Consider the following 25,139-nt stretch of genomic DNA (forward strand, 5'->3'; position numbering starts at 1 on the left):
TTTACCCTGCTACTATCGCGATTGCAGAGAGAAGCGGATGAAATACGACTTAATCATTATTGGCAGCGGTTCAGTAGGCGCCGCAGCTGGATACTATGCCACTCGTGCCGGTCTGAAGGTTCTGATGATCGATGCGCATATGCCACCACATCAACAGGGCAGCCACCACGGCGATACACGATTAATTCGTCATGCTTATGGCGAAGGTGAAAAATACGTTCCGCTGGTGCTACGTGCGCAAACATTGTGGGATGAACTGTCCACCCATAATGAAGAACCGATTTTTGTTCGCTCCGGTGTTATCAACCTCGGTCCGGCAGAGTCGACCTTCTTAGCGACTGCAGCGCAAAGCGCAAAACAGTGGCAACTTAACGTTGAACAATTAGATGCAGCGGCCATCATGGCTCGCTGGCCGGAAATTCGCGTACCTGACAACTATATCGGTCTGTTTGAAGCGGAGTCCGGTTTTTTACGCAGTGAGTTAGCAATTAAAACCTGGATCCGTCTGGCGGAAGAAGCAGGCTGTGCGCAACTGTTTAAATGCCCGGTCAGCGCAATTCTTCACGGTGATGATGGCATCACGGTAGAAACGGCTGACGGTGACTACCACGCGAAGAAAGCAGTGATCAGCGCCGGTACCTGGGTGCAGGCTTTAGTCCCTGAACTACCGATACAACCTGTGCGCAAAGTGTTCGCCTGGTATCAGGCCGATGGGCGCTACAGCGTTAAGAATAACTTCCCGGCCTTCACCGGCGAACTGCCAAATGGCGATCAATACTACGGTTTCCCGGCTGAAAACGACGAGCTGAAAATTGGTAAGCACAATGGCGGACAGGTAATTCACTCTGCAGAAGAGCGTAAGCCATTTTCCGCTGTAGCCAGCGACGGTTCTGAAGCCTTCCCATTCCTGCGCACAATTCTGCCTGGCGTTGGCTGTTGCCTGCACGGCGCATCCTGCACTTACGATAATTCACCGGATGAGGACTTTATAATTGATACTCTGCCGGAACATGACAATACGCTGATCATTACCGGGCTGAGCGGACATGGCTTTAAGTTTGCTTCTGTACTGGGAGAGATTGCGGCAGACTTCGCTCAGGACAAACCGTCTGACTTTGACCTGACCCCCTTCAGGTTAAGCCGTTTTAAGTGATAATAAATGAATGGCCTCGTTGGTGAGGCCATTTTTAATGACAGGAATAACGTCAATGCGTCGTATCTTTCACTATCTGGTTAATAATATTCGCGAGCACCTTATGCTCTACATTATTTTATGGTCGCTGCTGGCCATTATGGATGTAATATATATTATGTTTTTCTAATTCCTGTGCGTTGACAATAATTGACAAAAATTGAGATTAGCTTAATTTTCATTGCAATAAACTGAACAATAACAAAAACCATAACACCCCATAAACTAAACCCCGCCACATATTTTCGCACTAATCCCTTGATGGTTACCTCAACAATCAGTCAATTTTATTGAACAAAAAATAAATATCATCACCATTGTTATTTATTAGTTGCATTAATGTCTTTTACACGCCATTTTCATTCACTTCTGAAATATCAATCGGTGTGCTTATGCAATTCAATAATACTCCACAGCGCTATGGCGTAGTGTCAGCCACATTACATTGGCTGGTTGCGATTGCTGTATATGGCATGTTTGCGTTGGGGTTATGGATGGTCACGCTTAGCTACTATGATGGCTGGTATCACCAGGCCCCCGAACTGCATAAAAGCATCGGCATCCTACTCATGATGGGACTGGTTATCCGCGTTGTCTGGCGGTTGTTCTCCCCTCCACCTGCTGCGTTGGCAAGCTACTCCCGTTTGACCCGTATCGCAGCGGCACTGGGTCACCTCGCACTTTATTTGCTGCTCTTTTCGATTGTCATCAGCGGATATCTGATTTCCACCGCAGATGGCAAAGCGATAAGCGTCTTTGGATGGTTTGACATTCCTGCCACCCTGGCCAATGCGGGTACCCAGGCCGACCTCGCCGGTAGCTTGCACCTGTGGCTTGCGTGGATCGTGGTGATTTTATCCCTACTACACGGACTGATGGCCCTGAAACATCACTTTATTGATAACGACGATACCCTCAATCGCATGTTGGGAAAATCGTCATCTGACTATGGAGCTTAAAATGAAAAAAAACCTGCTGGGACTTACACTCGCTTCTGTGTTATTCACCACCGGGTCGGCCGTGGCGGCAGATTACAAAATTGACAAGGAAGGACAGCATGCCTTTGTTAATTTCCGTATTCAGCATCTGGGTTACAGCTGGCTGTACGGCACTTTCAAAGATTTCGACGGTACGTTTACCTTTGATGAGAAAAATCCCGCAGCCGATAAGGTTAACGTAACCATCAACACCAACAGCGTTGACACTAATCACGCCGAACGCGACAAGCATCTGCGCAGTGCAGATTTCCTTAACGTGGCAAAATTCCCGCAGGCGACCTTCAGCTCCACCAGCGTGAAAAAAGAGGGGAATGACCTGGATATCACCGGTAATTTGACCCTGAACGGCGTTACCAAACCGGTTACGCTGGACGCGAAGCTCATCGGTCAGGGTGGCGATCCCTGGGGCGGTACGCGCGCTGGTTTTGAAGCGCAAGGTAAGATTAAGCTGAAGGATTTCAACATCACCACCGATCTCGGCCCTGCATCGCAGGAAGTCGATTTGATCATCTCAGTGGAAGGTGTTCAGCAGAAGTAACGCATGAATTACCGGATGAGGTTCTGCCCCTCATCCGGCATCATGTTATTGCGCAGGGTCTGGAATACCCAGTTTGGTATTCAGGTGACCGCGTGATTTATTGAAGATTTTATTGCCATTTTCACGCCCCGCACGACGACGCCGTTGTTCCTCTTCCGGCAACTCACTCTCTTCGCTACACAGCTCGCTACAGCAGCCTTTATATTTCTGCGCACAAGCCGGGCACTGAATAAACAACAGATGGCAGCCATCATTTTTGCAATTAGTATGGCTATCGCACGCCGTGCCGCACTGATGGCAATGTGCGATAACATCTTCAGAGATCCTTTCGCCCATACGCTCATCAAAGACAAAGTTTTTACCGACAAAACGTACCGGAAGCCCCTGTTCACGCGCCTTGCGGGCATACTCAATAATACCGCCCTCAATGTGCCAGACTTTGCTAAATCCATTGTGTTTCATCCAGGCGCTGGCTTTCTCACAGCGGATCCCACCCGTGCAGTACATCACGATTTTTTTATCTTTATGCGCCTGCATCATTTCAACAGCTTTCGGCAACTGGTCGCGGAACGTGTCTGCCGGTATCTCCAGCGCATTCTCGAAATGACCCACCTCATATTCATAGTGGTTGCGCATATCAATGAATACCGCTTCAGGATCGTCCAGCATGGCGTTTACTTCCGCAGCCTTGAGATAATCCCCCACGTTGCTGGCGTCAAAGTCTGGATCGTCAATACCATCCGCCACGATACGTTCGCGGACTTTCATACGCAGTACCCAGAACGATTTACCGTCATCATCCAGCGCAATATTCAGACGTAAATCCTTCAATGCAGCATCAAACGCATAGAGCTGCTGGCGAAATGCCTCGACGTTGCTTTGCGGTACGCTGATTTGCGCGTTAATTCCTTCATGGGCAAGATATACTCGCCCGAAGACGTTCAATGCGGTGAACATCTGGTACAGCGCATCACGCGTGTGCTGAGGATTGGCAATGGTGAAATATTTATAGAATGAGATCGTCGTGCGCGGCTCGGTCTCGGCCAGCATTTTGGCTTTGAGGGCGTCGTTCGAAATGCGGTTGTGTAACACTGGCATGGTGTACGTATCCTGCAAATAAGGAATAAATGAAAATCGGCGGCATAATAAAGCAAACATCGCCAATTTACATCCACACATTTTACGCTACATTTCATACTTCACGATAAAATCGCAACAACAATTGCGGAATTAATCACCGTTCTCCCGTCACAAATTTTTGATACGCGCGAAAAAATGCGACAATACAGGGAATTGGTCGTTTGAAGACAGGATAGACATGACGAATTTACCCAAGTTTTCGGCTGCGTTACTGCATCCACGTTATTGGTTAACCTGGCTGGGTATTGGCATCCTTTGGTTAATCGTGCAGTTACCCTACCCCATCCTCTTTAAGTTGGGCTGTGCGTTAGGTCGACTGGCGCTACGTTTGATGAAACGTCGGGCAAAAATTGTTTCCCGAAATCTGGAACTGTGCTTCCCGCAGATGAGTGAGCAGGAACGCCAGCAAATGGTCGTCAAGAACTTCGAATCCGTAGGCATGGGCGTAATGGAAACCGGGATGGCCTGGTTTTGGTCCGATAAGCGTATTTCGCGCTGGACGGAAGTGATCGGAATGGAACATATCCGTGACGTTCAGGCGCAAAAACGCGGGATTCTGTTAGTGGGTCTGCACTTTCTGACTCTGGAACTGGGTGCGCGCCAGTTTGGCTTGCAGGAGCCGGGTATTGGTGTGTATCGCCCTAACGACAATCCGCTGCTGGACTGGCTACAAACCTGGGGCCGCATGCGCTCGAATAAATCAATGCTCGATCGTAAAGACCTGAAAGGGATGATTAAAGCCTTGAAAAAGGGCGAAGTGGTCTGGTACGCGCCGGATCATGATTACGGCCCTCGCGCCAGCGTGTTTGTACCACTTTTTGCCGTTGAACAAGCCGCAACAACCTCAGGAACCTGGATGCTTTCGCGCATGTCCAATGCCTGCCTGGTACCGTTTGTTCCCCGCCGCAAACCTGACGGTAAAGGGTATCAATTGATTATGTTACCTCCAGAATGCTCGCCACCGTTGGAAGACGCAGAGACTACAGCTGCGTGGATGAACAAAATTGTTGAGCAATGCATAATGATGGCGCCAGAGCAGTATATGTGGCTGCATCGTCGCTTCAAGACGCGTCCTGAAGGCTCCCCTTCTCTGTACTGACGCAGTGTTGCAGTCAAGTGGGCTGCAACACCCTCCCACCCCGTTTTAGGTTTAACTGCTATCCGCATTGCAGCAACTATCAACCAGGCGCATAATTAGCCTGCTTACTTATATTCAATCGATAGCGCAAACAGCGCATCACACTGCGGAACGCTATGTCACCCTCAGATGCCCCCATAAACTGGAAACGCAACCTCACCGTTGCCTGGTTAGGTTGTTTTTTAACCGGAGCAGCATTTAGCCTGGTCATGCCCTTTTTGCCTCTTTACGTCGAGAGTCTCGGCGTCACGGGTCATAGCGCCCTGAATATGTGGTCGGGCCTGGTCTTCAGCATCACCTTTCTCTTTTCAGCCATTGCCTCTCCTTTCTGGGGTGGCCTTGCCGATCGAAAAGGACGAAAAATCATGCTGCTGCGTTCCGCGTTGGGCATGGCAATTGTGATGCTGCTGATGGGACTGGCGCAAAATATCTGGCAGTTCTTAATCCTTCGCGCCTTGTTAGGGCTGCTTGGTGGATTCATCCCCAATGCGAATGCACTGATCGCCACCCAGGTTCCACGCAATAAAAGCGGCTGGGCACTGGGAACGCTTTCAACCGGTGGCGTTAGTGGCGCACTGCTCGGGCCGCTAGCTGGCGGCCTCCTCGCGGATCAGTACGGACTACGCCCTGTATTTTTCATCACCGCCAGCGTGCTGCTGGTCTGCTTCATCCTGACGCTATTTTTTATCCGCGAACATTTCCAGCCGGTGAGCAAGAAGGAAATGCTGCACATTCGTGAAGTCGTGGCCTCTTTAAAGAACCCCAAACTGGTGCTGAGCCTGTTTATCACCACTTTGATCATTCAGGTAGCCACCGGTTCTATCGCGCCAATACTGACACTGTACGTTCGAGAGTTGGCTGGCAACGTCAGCAATATTGCGTTTATCAGTGGGATGATAGCCTCTGTCCCCGGCGTTGCGGCATTAATCAGCGCCCCGAAACTTGGCAAATTAGGCGATCGAATTGGCCCGGAGAAGATCCTGATCGTCGCGTTGATCGTTTCTGTGTTACTGCTTATTCCAATGTCATTTGTCCATACGCCCTGGCAGCTTGGTGTTCTGCGCTTTTTATTGGGTGCGGCCGACGGCGCTCTGCTCCCGGCGGTACAAACGCTGCTGGTTTACAACTCGACCAATCAAATAGCTGGACGTATTTTCAGTTATAACCAATCATTTCGCGATATCGGTAACGTAACAGGACCTCTAATGGGGGCAGCGATATCCGCAAACTACGGTTTTCGAGCCGTTTTCTGTGTGACCGCGGGCGTCGTACTATTTAACGCCCTGTACTCGTGGAATAGCCTGCGCCGTCGTCGGAGTACAGAGGTCGTGGGATGATTTGTGTATTTGTATTCGCCGGTTCGGAATAATAAATTTATCTTACACGGCGTATATTTCAACCTTAATGATAATAGTAACACACCTTATTTCTGCCAGAATTTTTGGCTTCATACAAAGCGGCATCGGCGTATGAAACAACTTTATCCGCTGATTCATCATCAATTTTGCTGCAATATACACCGATACTTATCGTCATTTTTTCTTTTAACTCATATGAATTTGGTATTGTCGTACCGTTCTCTACATTTCGCCTAATTCGCTCTGCAACAACAATTGCCTCATCTTTATCGTTACACTTAAGAAGGATCGCAAATTCTTCTCCGCCTACTCTGGCAAAAATATCCGTATCTCTGATTGATTTATTGATAATATCGACAATGCTGATTATTACTCTGTCACCTTCCTGATGACCGTAGGTATCGTTAATCCGTTTGAATTTATCAATATCCAGAACCATTACACACACTGTGCCTTTTGCTAATGATGATTTTAATGACTTATAGAATAGTTTACGATTATATATTTTAGTCATTGCGTCTTTAATAGCTGAATCCGTTTCTTTTTTTAAGATGATGAAGGTGTTGTACATCAGTATTGAGATTATACACAGGGCACTTATCACCTCAATCCCCCGGCTAACATACCAAATATACATGCTATATTCATCCAGGCTCAGAAGTAGTACATTGGTCAATATTGCTGAGCAACACAATAGCCCTATACTTTTCCACAAGATGTTATGCGTTCTGGTTTTAATGATTAAATACAACAGGACCAGTCCCCAGGATACAATTAGCGAATAAATGTACCCAATATGCCAGTGCACAGTGACATTATCAGGCTTCACGCTTGTGATCTCGAGTGTAAAATTAGGGTTATAACTGGCCAGAGCGTGCGCCACCACCGCAATAACAAGCATGATTAAAAAAGACAGAACGATATAGCAAGGTTCTCTTTCTTTGGTTTCAATAACTGTCGAGGATACTTTATAAGATTTTAATGAAACAAATAGTAGAGCTATGAAACTAATCTGCCGAAAGTAATAGAATATGGCTATATCGTTAGTTCTTTTTTCGATTGAGGCATAATCATTAATCAAGTCCTGAACGATGTAGATAGTCTCGATGAAAAATATGTTATTCCCAAGAAACGCCATACCTAATATCATAAGGCAGGTGAGATCTTTTCTACAAAGATACTGGAATAACATAAACAGGAAGATTATCCCATATAAAAAGAACAACCCTACAATTATAATCAGATATACTGTTTGCGGGACACTTTGTATCGTTAATTTAAATTGTGTAAGACACACTCCACCAAGAACATAGCTAGCCAAACAGATTATATAGAAAGCCATTAACCTTCTATTATTTGAATTGCCGTTATCCATAACAACCTTCAGGGCTTTCTTAATTTTGCATTTTATATAATAAAGCATAAGATTTTGCAAACTATTATATCTACACAGATTCAATGACACTAATTCATTTCTTATTTAATGGTTTCTTATAGATTTATAACCTTTGTCATTAATAATATTTTATTATGTATACTATTTAAGTATCACTCACACCATTCACACCCCCCATACACAAAAGATACTTTGTCACTACCAGAGACACCACTAAGTTTAGCCACTTTCATTGATTGCCCCTGCGACACTTCCGTATTGGGCATTAATTTTCTTCTTTATTTTTATTAAGTTATGAAATATTGCGTCATAAGCGATCGGATCCCCCCGCTAAAACACATAAAAAAGAACGTTTAACCCTGAAGATTTCCTTATATAACGTCATTTTTTAATTTTTCGATTTTCATTACTACATTGCAAACCACATACATTACTCTTTTTTCTTGAATTTTTTTCCTGATATTACGTCGGCTTCAGTATCTGCCAATGTAAATTTTTTCATAAACAACCGGAGTTACTTTCACTTGGTCTCGTAGGCATTGCAGGCAGTAATCATCTGATTGAGAGAGCCATGCAGCTAACGGGTTTGACGCTCTGCGGATCGCCGTCTATAGATTGAATCATCCCCTTTATTGTTCGCTTTAGGAGAAGAAATATGGCAAAGAATGACATGAATTTTTATGCCACGTTGGAAGAGGCTATTGATGCAGCTCGTGAAGTGTTTCTGGCTGATAACCCTGACCTTGAGTCAGACGACGTCAGCGTTCAACAGCTAAGCGTCCAAAAATACGTGCTACAGGATGGCGACGTTATGTGGCAGGCGGAATTCTTTGCTGACGAGGATGATGTAGATGGTGAATGTCTTCCAATCCTGAGCGGAGAAGCGGCCCAGAGCGTTTTTGATGGCGACTATGATGAAATTGAAATCCGCCAGGAGTGGCAGGAAGAAAATACGCTTCACGAATGGGATGAAGGTGAATTCCAGCTGGAACCTCCCCTTGATACTGAAGAGGGGCAGACCGCAGCCGATGAATGGGATGAGCGATAATTACTCGTAAGGTCCATGATGTATGTCGAGCGGCAGCAGCAACGTATCAAACACCAGCGAAAATGGCAGATCGAGGATAGTGACGTAGCGCCATGCGGAGTCCCTAACATCCCATTGCACGCCAGGATAGTATTGGTTTCCGTGTCCTTGCCCTGGGATGGTACGACTAATAATGCTGCCGCATCCGCTCAGGAAGAAGATCATTATTCCTACAGCCAAAATTCGCACCGGCTACCTCACGACTCATTCTATTCAATATAAAAAAATACCGGCACCAGGCCGGTATTTTCACGTTACAGAACGCTTATTTTTTCCTGAGCGCCAGCGGGTTCAGTGTCAGTCCCTGATAGTAGTTCACCCACGAAGAATACTTATCAGGTGAATTCCAGACACGGTAATGTAAACGCGCCATGGTCACCGGATCGCTCAACAACACCAGGCGGCGATCGCGATTCAGTTTCTCCGGCGTTTCGTTCAGTGCCTGTTCCACATGACGATCGCGTGCAATCTCCAGCACGTTGCTGGCGCGGTGGCGTGCAGTCGCCATGGCCGTGGCCAGTGCGTTAAACGACGGATTAAATACCGCATGCATAAAGCCATCTTCCAGCGTGCGTTTACGGTTCATCACCAGATAGGTATCGGTATCCACCAGCACCTGCGGCGGAGAATACTCTTCCGGGATCAGGAACAGCTTCCAGCGCTTGGTACGTAACCCCACCGTGGAACGGCTGGAAATCACAGAAACAAACGGCGACAGGATCAGCGAGAAGACTATCGGTGCCAGCCAGAACAGGAAACGCAGATCGAGCCAGGCCATACCCACAGCCCACACCAGCCCCAACAGTAACTGGGAACCGTGACGCATAAACGCTTCACCCCACGGAGTGGAATCGTCATCACGCTGTGGTGAATTCCAGACAACTTCCCAACCGAGGAAAGCGCTCACGACGAAGACGGTGTGGAACAGCATACGCACCGGCGCCAGCAGCACAGAGAACAGAACCTCCAGCAGCAGCGACAGCGTAACGCGGATAAACCCGCCGTACTCTTTCGTCCCTTTACACCAGATGAGCAAAATACTCAGCAACTTCGGCAGGAACAACAGTACCATCGTTGAAGCAAACAGCGCGATCGCCAGTTCAGGTCGCCATTGCGGCCATACCGGGAATAGCTGACGCGGTTGCAGGAAGTACTGCGGTTCGGTCAACGCATGCACCACCTGCAATGCGGTAGAGAGCGCGAGGAACATAAACCACAGCGGCGCGGACAGATAGGACATCACACCAGTCAGGAACACCGCACGGTGAACCGGGTGCATCCCTTTCACCAGGAACAAACGGAAGTTCATCAGGTTGCCGTGACACCAGCGACGGTCACGCTTGAGTTCATCCAGCAGGTTTGGCGGCAGCTCTTCATAAGAGCCCGGCAGATCGTAGGCAATCCACACGCCCCAGCCCGCACGACGCATCAATGCCGCTTCCACGAAGTCATGGGAGAGGATCGAGCCCGCAAACGAGCCTTCGCCCGGTAACGGCGCGAGCGCACAGTGCTCGATAAACGGCTTCACACGGATAATGGCGTTGTGACCCCAGTAGTGTGACTCCCCTAACTGCCAGAAGTGAAGCCCGGCGGTAAACAGCGGTCCATAAACACGGGTCGCAAACTGCTGGCAGCGCGCATACAGCGTATCCATACCGGAAGCCTTCGGTGAAGACTGGATAATCCCGGCATTCGGATTCGCTTCCATCAGACGCACCAGGCCGCTCAGACAGTCACCGCTCATCACTGAGTCAGCGTCCAGCACCACCATGTAGCTGTACTGATTTCCCCAGCGACGACAGAAGTCATCAATGTTGCCGCTTTTACGCTTCACGCGACGACGACGACGGCGGTAGAAAATCTGCCCTTCGCCCTGCACCTCAGCAATCAGCTCCATCCACGCTTTTTGTTCTGCTACGCAGATGTCAGGGTTGTAGCTGTCACTCAGGATATAAACATCGAAATGTTCGGCGTTGCCCGTTGCTTTGACCGATTCCCACGTAGCGCGCAGTCCCGCAAATACGCGGTCAACGTCTTCGTTACAGATAGGCATAATCAGCGCAGTACGGTGTTCAGGATTCAGCGGTTCATCCCCAACCGTTGAGGCCGAGATACTGTACTTATCTCGCCCAATCAGCAGTTGCAGGAAGCCCATCAGCGCGGTCCAGAATCCCGCAGACACCCAACAGAAAAGCACAGCAAACAAAATAAGAATGCCGGTCTGGAGCATGTAGGGCAGCAATTGCATAAAGGAGACCCATAAATCCTGCCCCATCATGTCTATCGGATTAATGAATGCCCAACCCTGATACGGGAGGATCGTCTTCATATACCAGGTTGCTACGACCGTTTGCGCCAGCGTTAGAATCAACAGCGTATAGCGGCGGATGGTGCCTACAGTACGCCATTTTTGCTCGCTTTCTTGTTCTTCTTTCGTCAAACGCGAAAGATAACGAGGCGTCACATCGCGCCCACGCAAGCGATCCCAAAAACGGCCAACCGGGTTGGTACGCCAGGGATCGGGGAACATAGAGGTACGCGTTGCTTTTGGCATCGCCTGCAGCTGATCGCGGCCCTCATCGTCCTTAACCAACTGCTCTTTAGCCAAAGAATCCGGCCATGCTTGCTCAAGGCGAGCTTTCACAGACCCCTGCGGTGAATCATCTTCGCGCGAGTAAGTACGATGCTCGGCATCCAGCGCCTGATGAACGGCGCGGATGTCAGTTTTCGGCAGTGCCGCTTTCTCGATATCCGAAAGCGGCAATGCGTCAATATACTCAGTTGTCTTATTCATTGGCAGGTAACTGGTAGCTCCAGGTTTCACTCAGCGTCTGATCGGCATTGACCAAGGCAGCACGCATTTCAGTGGTTTTCTTCACGTCTTTCACTTTCACGCGCAGCATCAAACGCCAACCTTTAGATACCGGGTTATAGCGCACAGTGCTTTCAACGATTTCGCCGTTGTCGCCAATACTGGTTTGTGCGGTAACCGGGGTATCCTGCGGCAGCTTTTTCATATCTGTGCCGGTAAAGTCCACCACAAACGCGATGGTACCGTCAGGCTGACGAATCAGGTTGGACTGTTTTACATCACCGGTAGAACGACGAGTCTGCTGTACCCAGGCGCTTTCCGGCGCATGAAGCTTGTCTTCATCACGCGTGAACGTCAGAGTGTACTTGAAGTTCATCTCTTTGCCCGCTTCAGGCAGTTGATCCGGCGTCCAGTACGCAACGATGTTATCGTTCGTTTCATCGTTAGTTGGGATTTCAACTAACTCAATCTTACCTTTACCCCAGTCACCTTTTGGCGTGATCCAGGCGCTTGGGCGCAGATCGTAGCGATCGTCGATATCTTCAAAACGCGAGAACTGACGGCCACGCTGCAACAGTCCGAATCCTTGCGGGTTTTCCATAGCGAAGCTGCTCACCGCGAGATGTTTCGGGTTATTCAGCGGACGCCAAATCCACTCCCCGTTGCCGGCATGGATAGACAAACCGTTAGAATCATGCAGTTCCGGACGATAGTTTGTCGCCGGAGACGGCTGGTTCGGTCCAAACAGGAACATACTGGTTAACGGTGCCACGCCCAGTTTGCCCACTTTGTCGCGTAGGTAAACTTTGGACTGAACATCAACGACAGTGTCACGGCCTGGAATAATGACAAAACGATACGCTCCGGTTGCACGCGGAGAATCCAACAAAGCATAAATGGTTAAACGTTTATCAGTCGGTTTCGGACGCTCGATCCAAAACTCACGGAAGCGGGGAAATTCTTCACCAGAAGGCAGAGCGGTATCAATCGCGAGGCCACGCGCTGACAGGCCGTAGACCTGACCTGCGCCCAGAACGCGAAAATAGCTGGCACCGAGCATGCTGACGATTTCATCGTTTTTATCTTTGCTGTTGATCGGATACAGCACTTTGAACCCGGCGAAGCCGAGATCTTTTACCGTGTCTTTATCATGCTGAACATCGCCAAAATTAAAATAATCCGGGCTGTATTTGATTCTTTTCACCGCCGTGGCGGTAACTTCGTTGATTTTGACCGGTGTGTCGAAGTACATACCCTGGTGGTAGAACTCGAGCTTAAATGGGGTCTTGAGATTGCTCCAGTACGCTTTATCGCGATTGAACTGGATCTGTTGATAATCCGCATATTTCATGTCGCGGAAAACGGAGGGCAAGTTACTTTTTGGCGCCTCATAGCCTTTCCCGGCTAAGGATTGAGCTTGTTTTGCAACATCATCAATACTGAACGCCCAGCTCGATGATGTGTACAGCGTTAACATGACTGCTGCACCCAACCAACGCATTTTCATCATTTGTAGTTTATGTTTCATAATTAGTAAGCACTTCCCCCTTTGTGTGCTTATATTGATCCGATCCATTTTAATGGATAATCGGGTACTCCGACAACTGAATCCCTGTATTGTTCGCGCGCTGGCTCATGGTTTAAGCAGGTTCATCTGCCTGTTTTCACTTTGCGTGCTTATCCTGGAGACAGGTTGTTGGACTTCGTGTAGGGTTGCCCTCGAATGTAACCATTATTCGTCTTAGGGATAAGACGAAAAGTCTGAGAATACGTAACTGTCTATGAGCTCTGTATCACCACCACGTGAATATTTTCTTGACTCCATCCGTGCCTGGCTAATGTTGTTAGGGATCCCATTCCATATTTCATTGATCTACTCCACCCACACCTGGCACGTGAACAGCGCAGAACCTTCGTGGTGGTTAACCCTTTTTAACGACTTTATCCATGCATTTCGCATGCAGGTCTTCTTTGTCATTTCGGGTTATTTTTCCTACATGCTGTTTTTGCGCTATCCGTTAAAGCGCTGGTGGAAGGTGCGTGTAGAACGCGTGGGGATCCCAATGCTCACCGCGATTCCGCTGCTTACGCTGCCGCAATTTATCATGCTGCAATACGTGAAAGGGAAAGCAGACAGCTGGCATACCCTCAGCGGCTACGACAAATACAATGCGCTGGCCTGGGAGCTGATTTCCCATCTGTGGTTTTTACTGGTTCTGGTGGTGTTAACGACCCTGAGTATGTGGGTGTTTACCCAAATGAAAAACAGACTATCGCGTGGAGACGGTACCCCTGCATCGGGGGTGTCGATGACCAAATTAACGTTGATTTTTATATTGTTGGGTGTCGGCTATGCCGTCGTCAGAAGAACGATTTTCATCCTCTACCCTTCGATTCTCAGCGACGGCATGTTTAATTTTATCGTTATGCAAACGCTGTTCTATGTGCCTTTCTTTATGCTCGGCGCGCTGGCGTTTATCAATCCTAATCTGAAAGCACTGTTTACCACGCCATCGCGCGGCTGCACGCTAGGCGCCGCATTCGCATTTGTCGCATACCTGCTCAATCAACGTTACGGCAACGGCGATGCCTGGATGTATGAAACCGAATATGTCATTACCATGGTCATGGGGCTATGGATGGTAAACGTCGTCTTTTCGCTTGGCCACCGTTTAATGAATTTCCAGTCGGCTCGCGTGACCTATTTTGTCAACGCGTCGCTGTTCATCTATTTGGTGCACCACCCGCTAACGCTGTTTTTTGGCGCGTATATCACACCGCACATCAAGTCGAATCTGCTGGGTTTTCTCTGCGGCCTTCTTTTTGTGGTTGGAATTGCGATCATACTGTACGAAATCCATTTACGGATCCCGGTGCTGAAGTTTCTCTTTTCGGGTAAACCGCCGATTAAGCAGGATAAAAACAAGGCGGTTGCCGGTTAGTTTTCTTGCATTGAATGGTTCAGAGCAGCCATTCAATGGGCAACACGGATGCAAGCCTCACCAGAACCCGCTTCCAGAATCCTGTAGCGGGTTCTTTTTTCAGTACCTGTTCGCTGCCAGAAAGCCGATCAACCCAGTTAATTCTGCCCCAACGGTCAAGACGTAGTTGCCAGGCCATATCACGCTGACTTTGCATAAAACGTTTATGAATCAACTCAGCCAGTACTTCACTCTCAATCACAAACCCCATTTCCGTATTGAGCAGCGTTGAACGGGGATCAAAATTAAGCGAGCCGATAAACACTTTACGACCGTCAATACTGAAGGTTTTCGCATGCAGGCTGGAGCCTGAATTACCGGTTAATCCCCGGTCGTGTACTGCTGAAACGCGATCGCGGGTCGGTTTGAGCTCGTATAACTCCACGCCGTAGCGCAGGAGTTTTTTTCGCCAACGCGCATAGCCCGCGTGAACGACTGCAACATCATTCGCCGCCAGAGAATTAGTTAAAATTGCGATCTTAACGCCTTTTCTCACCAGTCTCAGGAGCTGCGCCACACCGGCGCGAGTGGGTACAAAGTAGGCGGAAATAATATCAATACGCTCGGAGGGAGATCCCATCACGTCAAACAAACGCTGCGGTAATAGTGAGTGGCGCGGCGCTTTCCCCTCTCCTTTTGCAGGATCATCACTCAGTAAGCGCGTTTTCGCCCAAATTAGCGGCAGCGACCTCTGATCGAGATGGGTCACAAACTGGCTGGTTTCCAGCTTATGTAGATAGCGACGCGTGATGTCATCATTATACCAGGATTCAGGAAGTTCGATTTTTTGCGTAGAAGCTGGTTCAGCCACCTCAAGTACGTTTTGCAATGTTGAAACCGAGCGGCAGTGCCAGTAACGCTCAAAGTCGTCTGCAACATCCTGGACAACCGGCCCAATAGCCATAACGTCCAGATCGGAAAACAGTGGTTGTTCGCCTGCGCCAAAATAGGCATCGCCTATATTTCGCCCCCCCACAAGAGTTACGACGCCGTCAGCGGTATAACTTTTGTTGTGCATACGCCGATTCAACCGGGCAAAATCGGTTAAATAGCCCAGGGCACGCAGAATGCGAAAGGAAAAGGGATTAAACAGGCGAACTTCAATATTAGGGTGATTGTCCAGCAAACGCAGCGTGTCATCCAGACCTGGCGTGTTGTTATCATCCAGCAACAAACGCACCCGGACGCCCCGCTTCGCTGCGGTCAGCAAAACGGAAAATAACAATAGCCCGGACATGTCGCTTTCCCAGATGTAATACTGAACATCCAGGGTTCGTTCCGCCATTTCCGTCAACCGATAGCGAGCAGCAAACGCATCCAGGCTGTCATCCAACGTCAGAATGCCGCATTCTCCCGGGTGGTTTACGCATAGCGGCGTGATGGCACGCTCAAGTCGTGTCATATCAGTCCGTGCGTTCATCGCCTTGTTGGGTAAGTAATCTCTTGTATAGTCGAGCGTTTTCTTCATCAAAGCACACGAAGTATATTTGATCGGGAAGCGTACGCCGGGTGATAAATTTCAACACCGTTTTCACCGCGATCTCTGCTGCTGCAGCGCGTGGGTAACCATAAGCACCGGTGCTTATCGCTGGAAAAGCAATGGATTGATAACCATTGGCTAAGGCCAGTTGCAATGTATTTAGATAGGCCTCTTCAAGTCGTTCAGCCTCGTGGTGATCACCGCCTTGCCAGACGGGCCCTACGGTGTGAATAACTGCTTTTGCCGGAAGCGCGCCAGCCAGCGTGATAACGGCATGCCCGGTCGGGCATCCTCCCTGTTGTTGTATAACCTGTTTGCAGGCCTCCAACAACGCAGGCCCGGCAGCACGATGAATCGCGCCATCGACTCCACCTCCTCCCAGTAACGAGGAGTTGGCCGCATTGACGATCACATCTACCGCGATCGTCGTAATGTCGCCCTGTAACACATGAACACGCGATTGCATAAATTCCCCCTGACAAAACACTCTCCGTTAAGTGTACAGCAGGGTTTTCCTTGAAATCTCATTTTTTAGCCATAAGCGTGCATACCTACGCCAGAATGATTCATTTATATTCAATATTTAGAATAGCCATGCTTTTCTGTTCATTGAGGTAATGCATTTTCACCGTGGCAATTTGTTGCACACTCTGAGGCGCTGTCGTGACCTGTTGCAGGTCGTAGAGACTATTACTCATCGTGCCATCACGCATACATGACAATTCAATCTGTTGTTGTCGAGTGTTAACGTCGCAAGGTGCTTCAACTATTGCACCATGAAAATGAATAACCCCGCCGGGTAAGATTTGCGTCGCCATTGCGGGGAGGGTTAAAAGAGAAAAAGCCCACAAACCGGTATTTAAAATACGCTTTAAGAATGTACACATAAGGGTTCCTCAATGATTAATCATCCTTGAGGGATCACAATGATCCTTCACCGCTGCGAGTTACGATCAAATAAAACGTTTGTTCGTTTCTATATTCATAGAACAGCACCGCACTCCCAGCCACACCCTTAATGCAAATCCGGCAAAAAATTATGGGTGACTGTTTGAGTCAGGCCATTGTTGCGACAGATGCAGAGACTGCCCGTCAGAAACGGTAACGATAATTTTAACCGAATCCTCCGGTGAAATATTAAAGCTCATTTTTGTTAATTCAATTGGCCGATTAGCAGGGACCGAAAGGCTTGTTTTCTGCTGTGACTGACTTTGTCCGCCCTTTCCTTTACGTACGGCAAGAACTTGCACTTCACATACGCACGGTTGAGCTAATGTCACCTGAGGAATAATGGTGTACATGTCACCTTGCTGAGTTGTATTGAATGTTATTTGATTTGCCAACGCGGCAATGAGTAATAGCGTGTGCATAATATTCTCCCGAAAAAAAACAGGGCTTTCGCCCTGTTTATTATCAGTCAGAAAACTGAATTAGTGCTGGTTAGCTGTAGCATTGTTGCCATAACCAACCTGCTGAATCAGCACATTGGAGTCAGACGCTGTCTGATTAACCACAGCACCGTTACGACCACCGAACTGAGTTACGCTGATATCAGCATTTTTTGCATTCCACTGATTGATATCAGCACTGTTCTGGAAGCCGGTCTGTTTCAGGCTAATGGTACTGTCATCAGCACCTTGGCCGACGGTCGCACCGTTACCATGTCCGTGTTGTGTGATAGTCACGTCTGATTTACGTGCATCACTTTGCAGCGCATTCGCAACGTTACTAGAGCCAAATTGGTAAATACTCATTGAAGAGTCTGGGCCATAGTTGCTACCGCCACCATGATGATTACCGCCCCATTGCGGAACAACACCTGCCAGAGCACTGCCAGAAACTACGATTGCTGCGAATGCTGCCACTTTTAAAAGTTTCATGGTAAACCCCCATCGGATTGATTTAAACGTCGTTTATGGATTAGCGTTGAGTAACGCGAATTGCCATTTGCGACTGTCTCTGCACCACAACTGCTGTTTTTTGTGTACCGTACTGGGTAATATTGGCTTTATTACCAGAGCCTTTCTGGATAATCATCGCCGTATTACCGTAAGAGCTTTGTTTAATACTCGCATCATTAGAGCTACCCGTTTGATCAATATATGCAAAGTTATTTGATCCCGTCTGATCTGTTTTCGCCCGGTTACCTGAACCTTCTTGCGAAATGACCGACAATAACTTAGTGCCCTCCTGGCGAGTATTTGCACTATTAGCAGTACCAACCTGACCAATAATGGCTGCCTGATTAAATGAAGACTTACTTAATTCATTTACCGCAAAGTTATATTCTGAATTAGCTAAATCATAACTGGTTGCGGATGCAATCCCAGGCACACCCAGTATTGTAAACATCATAAATAACAACTTGTTTTTCATGTTGTCACCCTGGACCTGGTCGTACTTGAAGTTAAATTAATTACCACTCAAATTGTTGTTAACATGACTTACATTTGTTAACGCCACGTTACGATGAAGAGTATGTCCGTGGAAACATTTTAAATAACTCACCCGCGAGTGGTATTTTTATATCCGGATTCACACCAAAGTACTAATTAACAGTGAATAACATCGCTTCAGGTCTGGATTTTATTTTTATTTTGCTATCAGTAATGAATTTCTATGCAGTCACTGAGAAAGTGCATTTTGCACGATATCAGGGCCTCTCAGTACAACGTCGAGATAGACATCGGTACAAGTCGTGACAAAGGTCATTTTTTTCCATCTAAAATTGACCAACGTAAATTGAGACAAGGATTTTAGAATTCATTAGAAATTTAAAACTCAACAATCATTAATTAAATGACTTAAAATCAATGTGTTACTATAATTTGTATGATTTTTTAAATCTATGCAGCAAAGGTAAAATGTACAACTTTCCTATCAAATCTAAACTCTAATAAAACCATAAAATCACATTTTAATATATAATTTTACAAGTTGTTACATGTTTAACACTTGCTTTAAGATTTGTAATAGCTAGATTGAAATCAGTTGAAGTCCATTTGTTTTAATATTTTCACCCCTTTGGGTCGATATTTTATATCTACACAGCAGTGCAACATCTGTCAGTACTTCTGGTGCCTCTATTTTAGTAGAGACAGCTGTCAGGTGTGCGACTAAAAAGTGGAGTTTCATCATGTTTAATGAAGTCCATAGTATTCATGGTCATACATTATTGTTGATCACAAAACCTTCTTTGCAGGCAACTGCATTATTACAGCATTTAAAACAATCACTGGCACTCACCGGAAAACTACATAATATTCAACGTTCTCTGGATGATATATCCTCCAGCTGCATTGTTTTACTGGATATGATGGAGGCAGATAAAAAACTGATCCATTACTGGCAAGATAATTTGAGTAGAAAAAACAACAATATAAAGACGTTATTGTTGAATACTCCTGATGATTACCCTTATCGGGATATCGAAAACTGGCCGCATATCAATGGTGTTTTTTACGCAACTGAAGACGAGCAGCGTGTTGTAAGCGGCTTGCAGGGTATCTTGCGCGGTGAATGTTACTTCACGCAAAAACTTGCCAGTTATCTGATCACGCACTCTGGAAATTATCGTTATAACAGCACGGAGTCGGCACTGCTGACGCACCGTGAAAAAGAGATCCTTAATAAATTGCGTATCGGCGCCTCAAATATTGAAATCGCTCGCTCACTGTTTATCAGTGAAAATACGGTAAAAACACATCTTTATAATCTTTTCAAAAAGATAGCTGTCAAAAATCGTACGCAGGCGGTCTCATGGGCCAATGATAACCTCAGGCGATAAAGCCATGAAACGCTATTTGACCTGGATTGTGGCAGCAAATTTATTCTTTGCTGCCGGGAGTCTGCACGCAGCGACAACCGTAGAGGTGGAGGTTCCCGGACTGTTAACTGACCACACTGTCTCTTCAATCGGTCATGATTTTTATCGGGCCTTTAGTGATAAGTGGGAAAGCGAGTACACAGGAAACTTAACCATTAATGAAAGACCCAGTGCGCGTTGGGGAAGTTGGATCACCATAACGGTCAATCAAGACGTTATCTTCCAGACTTTTTTATTCCCAACGAAAAGAGACTTCGACAAAATAGTTGTCTTCGCATTGGCAGAAACTGAAGAAGCATTAAATCGCCGGCAAATAGATCAAACACTATTAAGCACTAGCGATTTAGCGCGTGATGAATTCTAAAACATGATTTTGTCCGGAGGCTTTCATGCGTGTTAAACATGCAGTGGTTTTGCTCATGCTAATTTCACCATTAAGTTGGGCCGGAAACATGACGTTCCAGTTTCGCAACCCAAACTTTGGTGGCAACCCGAATAATGGTGCTTTTCTGTTGAACAGCGCCCAGGCCCAGAACTCATATAAAGATCCAAGCTATGACGATTACGGTATTGAAACCCCGTCAGCTCTGGATAACTTTACTCAGGCGATTCAGTCACAAATTCTCGGTGGCCTACTCACCAACATTAATACCGGTAAACCAGGAAGAATGGTGACCAATGATTTTATCATTGATATCGCCAACCGGGACGGACAACTGCAATTGAATGTCACCGACAGGAAATCGGGGAAAACTTCGACTATTGAAGTGTCGGGTTTACAAACACAGTCGACCGACTTCTAAGTTATAGCCACGAAAGGAAATAATCATGCAGCGTTTACTTATCATGGTGGCAGTAATTTTACTCAGCGGATGTTTAACAGCCCCGCCTCAAGAAGCCGCTAAGCCGACATTAATGCCCCGAGCCCAAAGCTATAAAGACTTGACGCATCTGCCTATGCCTACAGGTAAGATCTTTGTGTCGGTATACAACATTCAGGATGAGACTGGCCAATTTAAACCTTACCCGGCAAGTAACTTCTCAACCGCCGTCCCGCAAAGCGCCACGGCTATGCTTGTCACCGCATTGAAAGATTCTCGTTGGTTCGTCCCACTGGAACGTCAGGGGTTACAGAACTTGCTTAACGAACGCAAAATCATTCGTGCAGCTCAGGAAAACGGTACGGTTGCGATTAATAACCGGATCCCGCTACAGTCCCTGACCGCGGCAAACGTCATGGTGGAAGGGTCAATTATCGGTTATGAAAGCAACGTTAAATCCGGTGGTGTCGGTGCACGTTATTTTGGTATTGGCGCCGATACGCAATACCAGCTCGACCAGATAGCGGTAAACCTGCGCGTAGTTAACGTCAGCACCGGTGAGATCCTGTCGTCAGTGAATACCAGTAAAACCATTCTGTCTTATGAAGTACAGGCTGGGGTGTTCCGCTTTATTGACTACCAGCGTCTGTTGGAAGGTGAAATTGGTTACACCTCTAACGAACCGGTTATGCTTTGTCTGATGTCAGCGATTGAAACGGGCGTTATCTTCCTGATTAATGACGGCATCGATCGCGGATTGTGGGATTTGCAGGATAAGAAACAAGTTGATAATGACATTCTGGTTAAATACCGTCATATGTCGGTACCGCCAGAATCCTGATGGGTCTATACAGCATAAAAAGCGTGAGGAAATCCCTCACGCTTTTTTATTTACTGGTCAGCGTCGACGATATTCTATTTTCACGGCGAGATGCCAGCCACAGACCACTGTTTTTCATCGCATAGCCGAATACCAGACCCAGTGCCAATGACGGAACAACCAGTCGCCAGTCCCCCTGCCCTGCAAATGTTGCACATGCGCCAATGAACGTGCCCGGTACAAATGAAAGCAACCATTGCTTTGCCTGGATACACATCAGAAACGCGACAATTCCTGTCATGACATAACCAATAATGTCCATATGCGGAGCAAGCGCGCTACCGTTAATAATCACCAACGCCCACACCACACCGCTTAGCAGCGTACACGCCGAGATCCACAGTCCTTTTAACCCACCTTGCGGGCAGGCGAAATATGCCGTACAACCCAGAAAGCCAGCCCAACTGAGTAAACCAAGAGAAACGGCCACCCATCCCCAGATCCCGGAGAGAATGCCCGTTGTGATTGCAATTGAGAGAAGTATGTTCATGCCGCGCATCTTAGCAGAAAAACGGCATGGGAATGAGATCGCGCACACAATTTATGCAAGCTTATAAATTGAGTTGCACTATTAAGTGATACACATCACATTTATTCGTCTGTATCTTCCTGCAATTCGTCCCACATCGCACCAATGGCATCACGCGTCAGCGGTGCTATCGTACGCCAGAAAGGCGTGTTCGCGTGCGCTTCAACTTTTCCAAGGAACGTACCGCACCAGGGCAGCAAGTAGTCTACAAACAAGGTTTCAAGCGCCTCACTTTCATCTTCCGCAGACTGGTCCTCAAGCCATGAAGCCGCCAGCAACAGCGTACCAATGTGATCTGCCGGTGTATCAGCCAGCGGCATGCCCCGGGCTGAAAGAAATGCACGAACATCGGATTCTTTCGCCCCTTCTACCCAGGCACTACGATAAGGCGGCACTGCACACTCGTCACCGACAAACAGCGCGTTGTAATCTGCAGCCAGCTGGGGCATATCGCAGCTCTTCTGTAAACGGGTGAGCAGTTCGTCCTGTTCCAGCGGCCAGTTGGCTGACAGTTTACCTTCACTAATCAGGGTAAACAGGGGAACCAGTAAAGGGTCCTGCGGTTGGCGGTAAAATAGCGAGCCCAGTACACGACACAGGATAGAAAACTCGTTCATTGATATATTCCAGTTAGTAACAATTACAGTTCAGCAAATTCCGCGATCGGCTCCATGCCTCGCGATTCCAGAAACGCCAATAGACGTTTAGGTGTGACGTTTAAAATTCTGTCTTCAGGGAAATTAACATCATCCAGGATTTTACGGCATTCGCCAAATTCTCCCAGCGTGAAAGCTGTATGTGAATCCGACCCTAACGCCACCCAGCCGCCGGCATCACGCACAGCCGCAGCAACCGCACGGCAATTATCCTCACTGCCCTTACGCGAATGCAAAAAAGAAGAGTTATTGATTTCCAGTGCAACCTGGTACTTCGCCGCCGCCTGCGCAATTGCAGTAATATCAACGGGATACTTGGGATTTCCCGGATGGCTAATGATGTGCACATTGCCGCTGGCCATCGTGGCTATCATTGCCTGGGTGTTGGTGTCTTTATCGTGAGGTGCAAAAACCGGCTCATGGAAACCCGCAATAATGAGGTCCAGGGAGGTAAACATCGGACCTGAACAGTCAATTTCACCTTCAATATTCTTAATATTGGCTTCTATTCCGCGCAGAATCCCCACGCCATCCACGACACGTGGCCAAATGCGCATATTGATAAAGTGCCAGTGGTGAGGCGCGTCCGCCATGTCCGGTCCATGATCGGTAATGGCAAACAGCTTGATGCCTTTGCGACGGGCTTCAGCGATGTAATCACTTAAGGTGCTGTAGGCGTGGGTGCTGGCGACGGTATGCATATGCAGGTCAACGGGATACATAACTCTCTCCTGTAGTCATTTTCCGTCAAGGATAGCAGGTATCGCCGCCATTAATACCCTAAATAATGCGAGTTACAGGCAGGCGGCAAGGGAGTGATACCCGATGAGCTTTGTAGCAGGTGATTGGGTGAACAACCGTAGCCAACACACATGCAGCTTGAAGTATGGCGGGTATTTTAGCTGAAACCCGGTACTTGCCGGGTTACCATCAATATCCCCGAACGCGATTGACCTGACCTGTTACGACTTGCCCGCTCTCCAGGTTCATAATCGTGCGGGAGATATAGTCCACCGCTTCTGCCGGACGGGTAACTGCGGCAATATGTGGCGTCATCGCCACACGCGGATGTTTCCATAATGGGCTGTTTTCTGGCAGCGGTTCACGGCTATAAACATCCAGCATGGCCCCCTTCACCTTGCCGCTGTCCAGCGATGCCAGAAGATCGTCTTCATTGAGATGAACACCGCGTGCAAGGTTCAGCACGTAGGCGCCATCCTGCAATTGGCTAAGTAAATCAGCGTTAATAATGCCTACGGTTTCTGCCGTATTAGGCAGGAGGTTGATCAGCACGCGAGTTTGACTCAAAAATGCGCCCAGTTCCTCAGTACCGGCGAAGCTTTCCACGCCAGACCAGGATTTACGCGTACGACTCCAGCAGCGCAGTGGGAATCCCCATGCTTGCAGGCTTTCGGCAACTTTTGCGCCCAATACCCCTGCCCCCATGATCCCGACGGTAAACTCCTCGCGAGTATATTCTGACAACGGTTGCCATTTCGCCTGATTTTTCAATGCCTGATAATCATCAAAGCGACGAAACCAGTGCAGCACCTGACTGACCGCATATTCCTGCATTTGCAGGCCCATACCCGTATCTTCCAGACGGAAAAGCGGGATCGACGCATCCAACATTTCCGGATGAGCATTGAGTTTACTGAGAATAGAATCGACACCCGCTCCCAGCGCAAATACGGCTTTTAATTTTCGTCCTGCGAGCATTTCAACCGGCGGATGCCAGACCAGCGCATAGTCAGCATGTGCATTATCACCCGCTTTCCACTCACGTACGTTCGCACCAGGTATTGCCTTTGCCAACGCATTAATCCACCAGGTCGTATCGAATGTTGGGTGATAGAAAATTATATCCATATTGTCTCCTGAACATTGTTGTGCGGAACTTTCTCGCACTTATTATCATCATTTTTCGAGGGAACATCAGAGTAGCAAATTTTAGGATGCTGGCAAAAAAAACAATTCCCGCTTATTTATGCTCCATGTTGCTTGAAGTTTGTGTAAATGCACATTTTTTTCAAAAAGTTGATTGACGGCGGGGCGGTGTTTCCCCTACATTAGCGCCCGTTCCGGTAGCACAGGGACAACAATATGGTGAGGTGTCCGAGTGGCTGAAGGAGCACGCCTGGAAAGTGTGTATACGGCAACGTATCGGGGGTTCGAATCCCCCCCTCACCGCCATATTTTAAGAAGAGCTCGTACGAAAGTACGGGCTTTTTTTTTCGCATGTTGCACATCTGCGGGGGGATGAGAAGCCCCGACCGGGGTTCGACTACTGGCGCAGCCAGTTGGACA

The 25,139-nt window shown here is 47.8% G+C and carries 27 protein-coding genes and 1 tRNA gene; 13 read left to right on the plus strand and 15 right to left on the minus strand.

What is annotated here, in order from left to right:
• Positions 1–37 precede the first annotated feature (37 nt).
• The 4 genes from solA (at position 38) to OGY37_RS11825 (ending at position 2,728) form a co-directional block, all read left to right on the plus strand.
• On the plus strand, positions 38–1,153 hold the full coding sequence (solA, locus tag OGY37_RS11810; RefSeq protein ID WP_286620860.1) for an N-methyl-L-tryptophan oxidase: 1,116 nt from the start codon (positions 38–40) through the stop codon (positions 1,151–1,153).
• Between the two features lie 55 nt (positions 1,154–1,208).
• Positions 1,209–1,322 carry a YceO family protein gene (locus OGY37_RS11815; RefSeq protein WP_003036148.1) on the plus strand — a complete coding sequence of 38 codons (114 nt, stop codon included), beginning with the start codon at positions 1,209–1,211 and terminating at the stop codon, positions 1,320–1,322.
• Between the two features lie 262 nt (positions 1,323–1,584).
• The gene (locus OGY37_RS11820) at positions 1,585–2,151 is read left to right on the plus strand and encodes a cytochrome b (RefSeq protein ID WP_286620863.1); all 567 of its coding nucleotides are present in this window, start codon (positions 1,585–1,587) and stop codon (positions 2,149–2,151) included.
• Between the two features lies 1 nt (position 2,152).
• Positions 2,153–2,728, plus strand: a complete 576-nt coding sequence (locus OGY37_RS11825; protein WP_126318510.1) for a YceI family protein — start codon at positions 2,153–2,155, stop codon at positions 2,726–2,728.
• A gap of 45 nt (positions 2,729–2,773) precedes the next feature.
• On the opposite strand, the gene trhO is transcribed toward OGY37_RS11825, so the two are convergent.
• Positions 2,774–3,826 carry an oxygen-dependent tRNA uridine(34) hydroxylase TrhO gene (trhO, locus tag OGY37_RS11830; protein WP_003832128.1) on the minus strand — a complete coding sequence of 351 codons (1,053 nt, stop codon included), beginning with the start codon at positions 3,824–3,826 and terminating at the stop codon, positions 2,774–2,776.
• Positions 3,827–4,046: 220 nt separating this feature from the next.
• Between trhO and OGY37_RS11835 the strand changes: the two genes are divergently transcribed.
• Together OGY37_RS11835 and mdtG are read left to right on the plus strand one after the other, a co-directional pair.
• Positions 4,047–4,967, plus strand: coding sequence for a Kdo(2)-lipid IV(A) acyltransferase (locus OGY37_RS11835; protein ID WP_003832126.1), 921 nt, complete (start codon positions 4,047–4,049; stop codon positions 4,965–4,967).
• 155 nt (positions 4,968–5,122) lie between these two features.
• Positions 5,123–6,343: a multidrug efflux MFS transporter MdtG gene (gene mdtG, locus OGY37_RS11840; protein WP_148362134.1), complete on the plus strand. Its 1,221-nt coding sequence runs from the start codon at positions 5,123–5,125 to the stop codon at positions 6,341–6,343.
• A gap of 64 nt (positions 6,344–6,407) precedes the next feature.
• Here mdtG and OGY37_RS11845 read toward each other — a convergent pair whose 3' ends face one another.
• Positions 6,408–7,739 carry a sensor domain-containing diguanylate cyclase gene (locus tag OGY37_RS11845; protein WP_164562947.1) on the minus strand — a complete coding sequence of 444 codons (1,332 nt, stop codon included), beginning with the start codon at positions 7,737–7,739 and terminating at the stop codon, positions 6,408–6,410.
• A gap of 691 nt (positions 7,740–8,430) precedes the next feature.
• Between OGY37_RS11845 and OGY37_RS11850 the strand changes: the two genes are divergently transcribed.
• The gene (locus OGY37_RS11850; protein WP_126319843.1) at positions 8,431–8,808 is read left to right on the plus strand and encodes a MysB family protein; all 378 of its coding nucleotides are present in this window, start codon (positions 8,431–8,433) and stop codon (positions 8,806–8,808) included.
• Here the strand turns inward: OGY37_RS11850 and OGY37_RS11855 are convergent, their stop codons facing one another.
• The 3 genes from OGY37_RS11855 to mdoG all read right to left on the minus strand — a co-directional run bounded on the left by OGY37_RS11855 (position 8,809) and on the right by mdoG (position 13,169).
• Complete coding sequence (locus tag OGY37_RS11855; RefSeq protein WP_003832117.1) at positions 8,809–9,036, minus strand: YceK/YidQ family lipoprotein; 228 nt, start codon at positions 9,034–9,036, stop codon at positions 8,809–8,811.
• Between the two features lie 76 nt (positions 9,037–9,112).
• The gene (gene mdoH / locus OGY37_RS11860) at positions 9,113–11,641 is read right to left on the minus strand and encodes a glucans biosynthesis glucosyltransferase MdoH (RefSeq protein ID WP_286620865.1); all 2,529 of its coding nucleotides are present in this window, start codon (positions 11,639–11,641) and stop codon (positions 9,113–9,115) included.
• Positions 11,634–13,169: a glucans biosynthesis protein MdoG gene (gene mdoG / locus OGY37_RS11865; protein ID WP_103014639.1), complete on the minus strand. Its 1,536-nt coding sequence runs from the start codon at positions 13,167–13,169 to the stop codon at positions 11,634–11,636. Before mdoG ends, mdoH begins: the two co-directional genes overlap by 8 nt.
• Positions 13,170–13,440: 271 nt before the next feature.
• Between mdoG and mdoC the strand changes: the two genes are divergently transcribed.
• Entirely contained in the window at positions 13,441–14,601 is a 1,161-nt protein-coding gene (mdoC, locus tag OGY37_RS11870; protein ID WP_286620867.1) for a glucans biosynthesis protein MdoC, read from the plus strand.
• A gap of 19 nt (positions 14,602–14,620) precedes the next feature.
• Here mdoC and OGY37_RS11875 read toward each other — a convergent pair whose 3' ends face one another.
• The 6 genes from OGY37_RS11875 to csgB form a co-directional block, all read right to left on the minus strand.
• Positions 14,621–16,111 carry a phospholipase D family protein gene (locus tag OGY37_RS11875; RefSeq protein WP_286620870.1) on the minus strand — a complete coding sequence of 497 codons (1,491 nt, stop codon included), beginning with the start codon at positions 16,109–16,111 and terminating at the stop codon, positions 14,621–14,623.
• Entirely contained in the window at positions 16,044–16,586 is a 543-nt protein-coding gene (gene ymdB, locus OGY37_RS11880; protein ID WP_198579712.1) for an O-acetyl-ADP-ribose deacetylase, read from the minus strand. The genes OGY37_RS11875 and ymdB overlap by 68 nt, the downstream gene beginning before the upstream one ends.
• A 100-nt stretch (positions 16,587–16,686) precedes the next feature.
• Positions 16,687–17,007 carry a YmdA family protein gene (locus tag OGY37_RS11885; protein ID WP_126318520.1) on the minus strand — a complete coding sequence of 107 codons (321 nt, stop codon included), beginning with the start codon at positions 17,005–17,007 and terminating at the stop codon, positions 16,687–16,689.
• A gap of 150 nt (positions 17,008–17,157) precedes the next feature.
• Complete coding sequence (csgC, locus tag OGY37_RS11890; protein WP_020996502.1) at positions 17,158–17,490, minus strand: curli assembly chaperone CsgC; 333 nt, start codon at positions 17,488–17,490, stop codon at positions 17,158–17,160.
• A gap of 60 nt (positions 17,491–17,550) precedes the next feature.
• A complete protein-coding gene (gene csgA / locus OGY37_RS11895) occupies positions 17,551–18,000 on the minus strand; it encodes a curli major subunit CsgA (protein WP_008784338.1) in 450 nt (149 codons plus the stop codon).
• A gap of 40 nt (positions 18,001–18,040) precedes the next feature.
• Entirely contained in the window at positions 18,041–18,496 is a 456-nt protein-coding gene (gene csgB, locus OGY37_RS11900) for a curli minor subunit CsgB (protein ID WP_032941802.1), read from the minus strand.
• Positions 18,497–19,256: 760 nt separating this feature from the next.
• Here csgB and csgD point away from each other — a divergent pair.
• Genes csgD through csgG form a run of 4 tightly spaced genes read left to right on the plus strand, consistent with a single transcriptional unit; the run spans position 19,257 to position 21,608 of the window.
• Positions 19,257–19,907, plus strand: a complete 651-nt coding sequence (gene csgD, locus OGY37_RS11905) for a biofilm master transcriptional regulator CsgD (RefSeq protein WP_003832092.1) — start codon at positions 19,257–19,259, stop codon at positions 19,905–19,907.
• A gap of 4 nt (positions 19,908–19,911) precedes the next feature.
• Complete coding sequence (csgE, locus tag OGY37_RS11910) at positions 19,912–20,310, plus strand: curli production assembly/transport protein CsgE (protein ID WP_003832091.1); 399 nt, start codon at positions 19,912–19,914, stop codon at positions 20,308–20,310.
• A gap of 25 nt (positions 20,311–20,335) precedes the next feature.
• The gene (gene csgF / locus OGY37_RS11915) at positions 20,336–20,749 is read left to right on the plus strand and encodes a curli production assembly/transport protein CsgF (protein ID WP_003832089.1); all 414 of its coding nucleotides are present in this window, start codon (positions 20,336–20,338) and stop codon (positions 20,747–20,749) included.
• Positions 20,750–20,774: 25 nt separating this feature from the next.
• Positions 20,775–21,608: a curli production assembly/transport protein CsgG gene (gene csgG / locus OGY37_RS11920; RefSeq protein ID WP_003036082.1), complete on the plus strand. Its 834-nt coding sequence runs from the start codon at positions 20,775–20,777 to the stop codon at positions 21,606–21,608.
• A gap of 46 nt (positions 21,609–21,654) precedes the next feature.
• On the opposite strand, the gene OGY37_RS11925 is transcribed toward csgG, so the two are convergent.
• From OGY37_RS11925 to ghrA, 4 genes are all read right to left on the minus strand, one after another.
• The gene (locus tag OGY37_RS11925) at positions 21,655–22,137 is read right to left on the minus strand and encodes a DUF1097 domain-containing protein (protein ID WP_032934412.1); all 483 of its coding nucleotides are present in this window, start codon (positions 22,135–22,137) and stop codon (positions 21,655–21,657) included.
• Between the two features lie 101 nt (positions 22,138–22,238).
• Entirely contained in the window at positions 22,239–22,793 is a 555-nt protein-coding gene (locus tag OGY37_RS11930) for a TorD/DmsD family molecular chaperone (RefSeq protein WP_003832084.1), read from the minus strand.
• A 23-nt stretch (positions 22,794–22,816) separates the two neighbouring features.
• A complete protein-coding gene (locus tag OGY37_RS11935) occupies positions 22,817–23,554 on the minus strand; it encodes a phosphatase (RefSeq protein ID WP_079937993.1) in 738 nt (245 codons plus the stop codon).
• Between the two features lie 208 nt (positions 23,555–23,762).
• The gene (ghrA, locus tag OGY37_RS11940) at positions 23,763–24,701 is read right to left on the minus strand and encodes a glyoxylate/hydroxypyruvate reductase GhrA (RefSeq protein ID WP_003832080.1); all 939 of its coding nucleotides are present in this window, start codon (positions 24,699–24,701) and stop codon (positions 23,763–23,765) included.
• A gap of 236 nt (positions 24,702–24,937) precedes the next feature.
• Here ghrA and OGY37_RS11945 point away from each other — a divergent pair.
• Positions 24,938–25,025 (plus strand) — tRNA-Ser (locus OGY37_RS11945).
• Positions 25,026–25,139: the final 114 nt, after the last annotated feature.

Origin of the sequence: Citrobacter sp. Cpo030 (assembly GCF_030333005.1) — a bacterium.
GTDB lineage: Bacteria > Pseudomonadota > Gammaproteobacteria > Enterobacterales > Enterobacteriaceae > Citrobacter > Citrobacter portucalensis.

Coding starts and splice junctions, on each gene's coding strand:
- csgF (WP_003832089.1), top strand. CDS start 20,336: ATGCGTGTTAAACATGCAGTGGTTTTGCTCATGCTAATTTCACCATTA.
- OGY37_RS11925 (WP_032934412.1), bottom strand. CDS start 22,137: ATGAACATACTTCTCTCAATTGCAATCACAACGGGCATTCTCTCCGGG.
- csgG (WP_003036082.1), top strand. CDS start 20,775: ATGCAGCGTTTACTTATCATGGTGGCAGTAATTTTACTCAGCGGATGT.
- OGY37_RS11935 (WP_079937993.1), bottom strand. CDS start 23,554: ATGTATCCCGTTGACCTGCATATGCATACCGTCGCCAGCACCCACGCC.
- ghrA (WP_003832080.1), bottom strand. CDS start 24,701: ATGGATATAATTTTCTATCACCCAACATTCGATACGACCTGGTGGATT.
- OGY37_RS11845 (WP_164562947.1), bottom strand. CDS start 7,739: ATGGATAACGGCAATTCAAATAATAGAAGGTTAATGGCTTTCTATATA.
- csgB (WP_032941802.1), bottom strand. CDS start 18,496: ATGAAAAACAAGTTGTTATTTATGATGTTTACAATACTGGGTGTGCCT.
- OGY37_RS11825 (WP_126318510.1), top strand. CDS start 2,153: ATGAAAAAAAACCTGCTGGGACTTACACTCGCTTCTGTGTTATTCACC.
- csgC (WP_020996502.1), bottom strand. CDS start 17,490: ATGCACACGCTATTACTCATTGCCGCGTTGGCAAATCAAATAACATTC.
- ymdB (WP_198579712.1), bottom strand. CDS start 16,586: ATGCAATCGCGTGTTCATGTGTTACAGGGCGACATTACGACGATCGCG.
- mdoG (WP_103014639.1), bottom strand. CDS start 13,169: ATGATGAAAATGCGTTGGTTGGGTGCAGCAGTCATGTTAACGCTGTAC.
- mdoC (WP_286620867.1), top strand. CDS start 13,441: ATGAGCTCTGTATCACCACCACGTGAATATTTTCTTGACTCCATCCGT.
- mdtG (WP_148362134.1), top strand. CDS start 5,123: ATGTCACCCTCAGATGCCCCCATAAACTGGAAACGCAACCTCACCGTT.
- csgD (WP_003832092.1), top strand. CDS start 19,257: ATGTTTAATGAAGTCCATAGTATTCATGGTCATACATTATTGTTGATC.
- OGY37_RS11850 (WP_126319843.1), top strand. CDS start 8,431: ATGAATTTTTATGCCACGTTGGAAGAGGCTATTGATGCAGCTCGTGAA.
- solA (WP_286620860.1), top strand. CDS start 38: ATGAAATACGACTTAATCATTATTGGCAGCGGTTCAGTAGGCGCCGCA.
- mdoH (WP_286620865.1), bottom strand. CDS start 11,641: ATGAATAAGACAACTGAGTATATTGACGCATTGCCGCTTTCGGATATC.
- trhO (WP_003832128.1), bottom strand. CDS start 3,826: ATGCCAGTGTTACACAACCGCATTTCGAACGACGCCCTCAAAGCCAAA.
- OGY37_RS11885 (WP_126318520.1), bottom strand. CDS start 17,007: ATGTGTACATTCTTAAAGCGTATTTTAAATACCGGTTTGTGGGCTTTT.
- csgA (WP_008784338.1), bottom strand. CDS start 18,000: ATGAAACTTTTAAAAGTGGCAGCATTCGCAGCAATCGTAGTTTCTGGC.
- csgE (WP_003832091.1), top strand. CDS start 19,912: ATGAAACGCTATTTGACCTGGATTGTGGCAGCAAATTTATTCTTTGCT.
- OGY37_RS11820 (WP_286620863.1), top strand. CDS start 1,585: ATGCAATTCAATAATACTCCACAGCGCTATGGCGTAGTGTCAGCCACA.
- OGY37_RS11815 (WP_003036148.1), top strand. CDS start 1,209: ATGCGTCGTATCTTTCACTATCTGGTTAATAATATTCGCGAGCACCTT.
- OGY37_RS11930 (WP_003832084.1), bottom strand. CDS start 22,793: ATGAACGAGTTTTCTATCCTGTGTCGTGTACTGGGCTCGCTATTTTAC.
- OGY37_RS11835 (WP_003832126.1), top strand. CDS start 4,047: ATGACGAATTTACCCAAGTTTTCGGCTGCGTTACTGCATCCACGTTAT.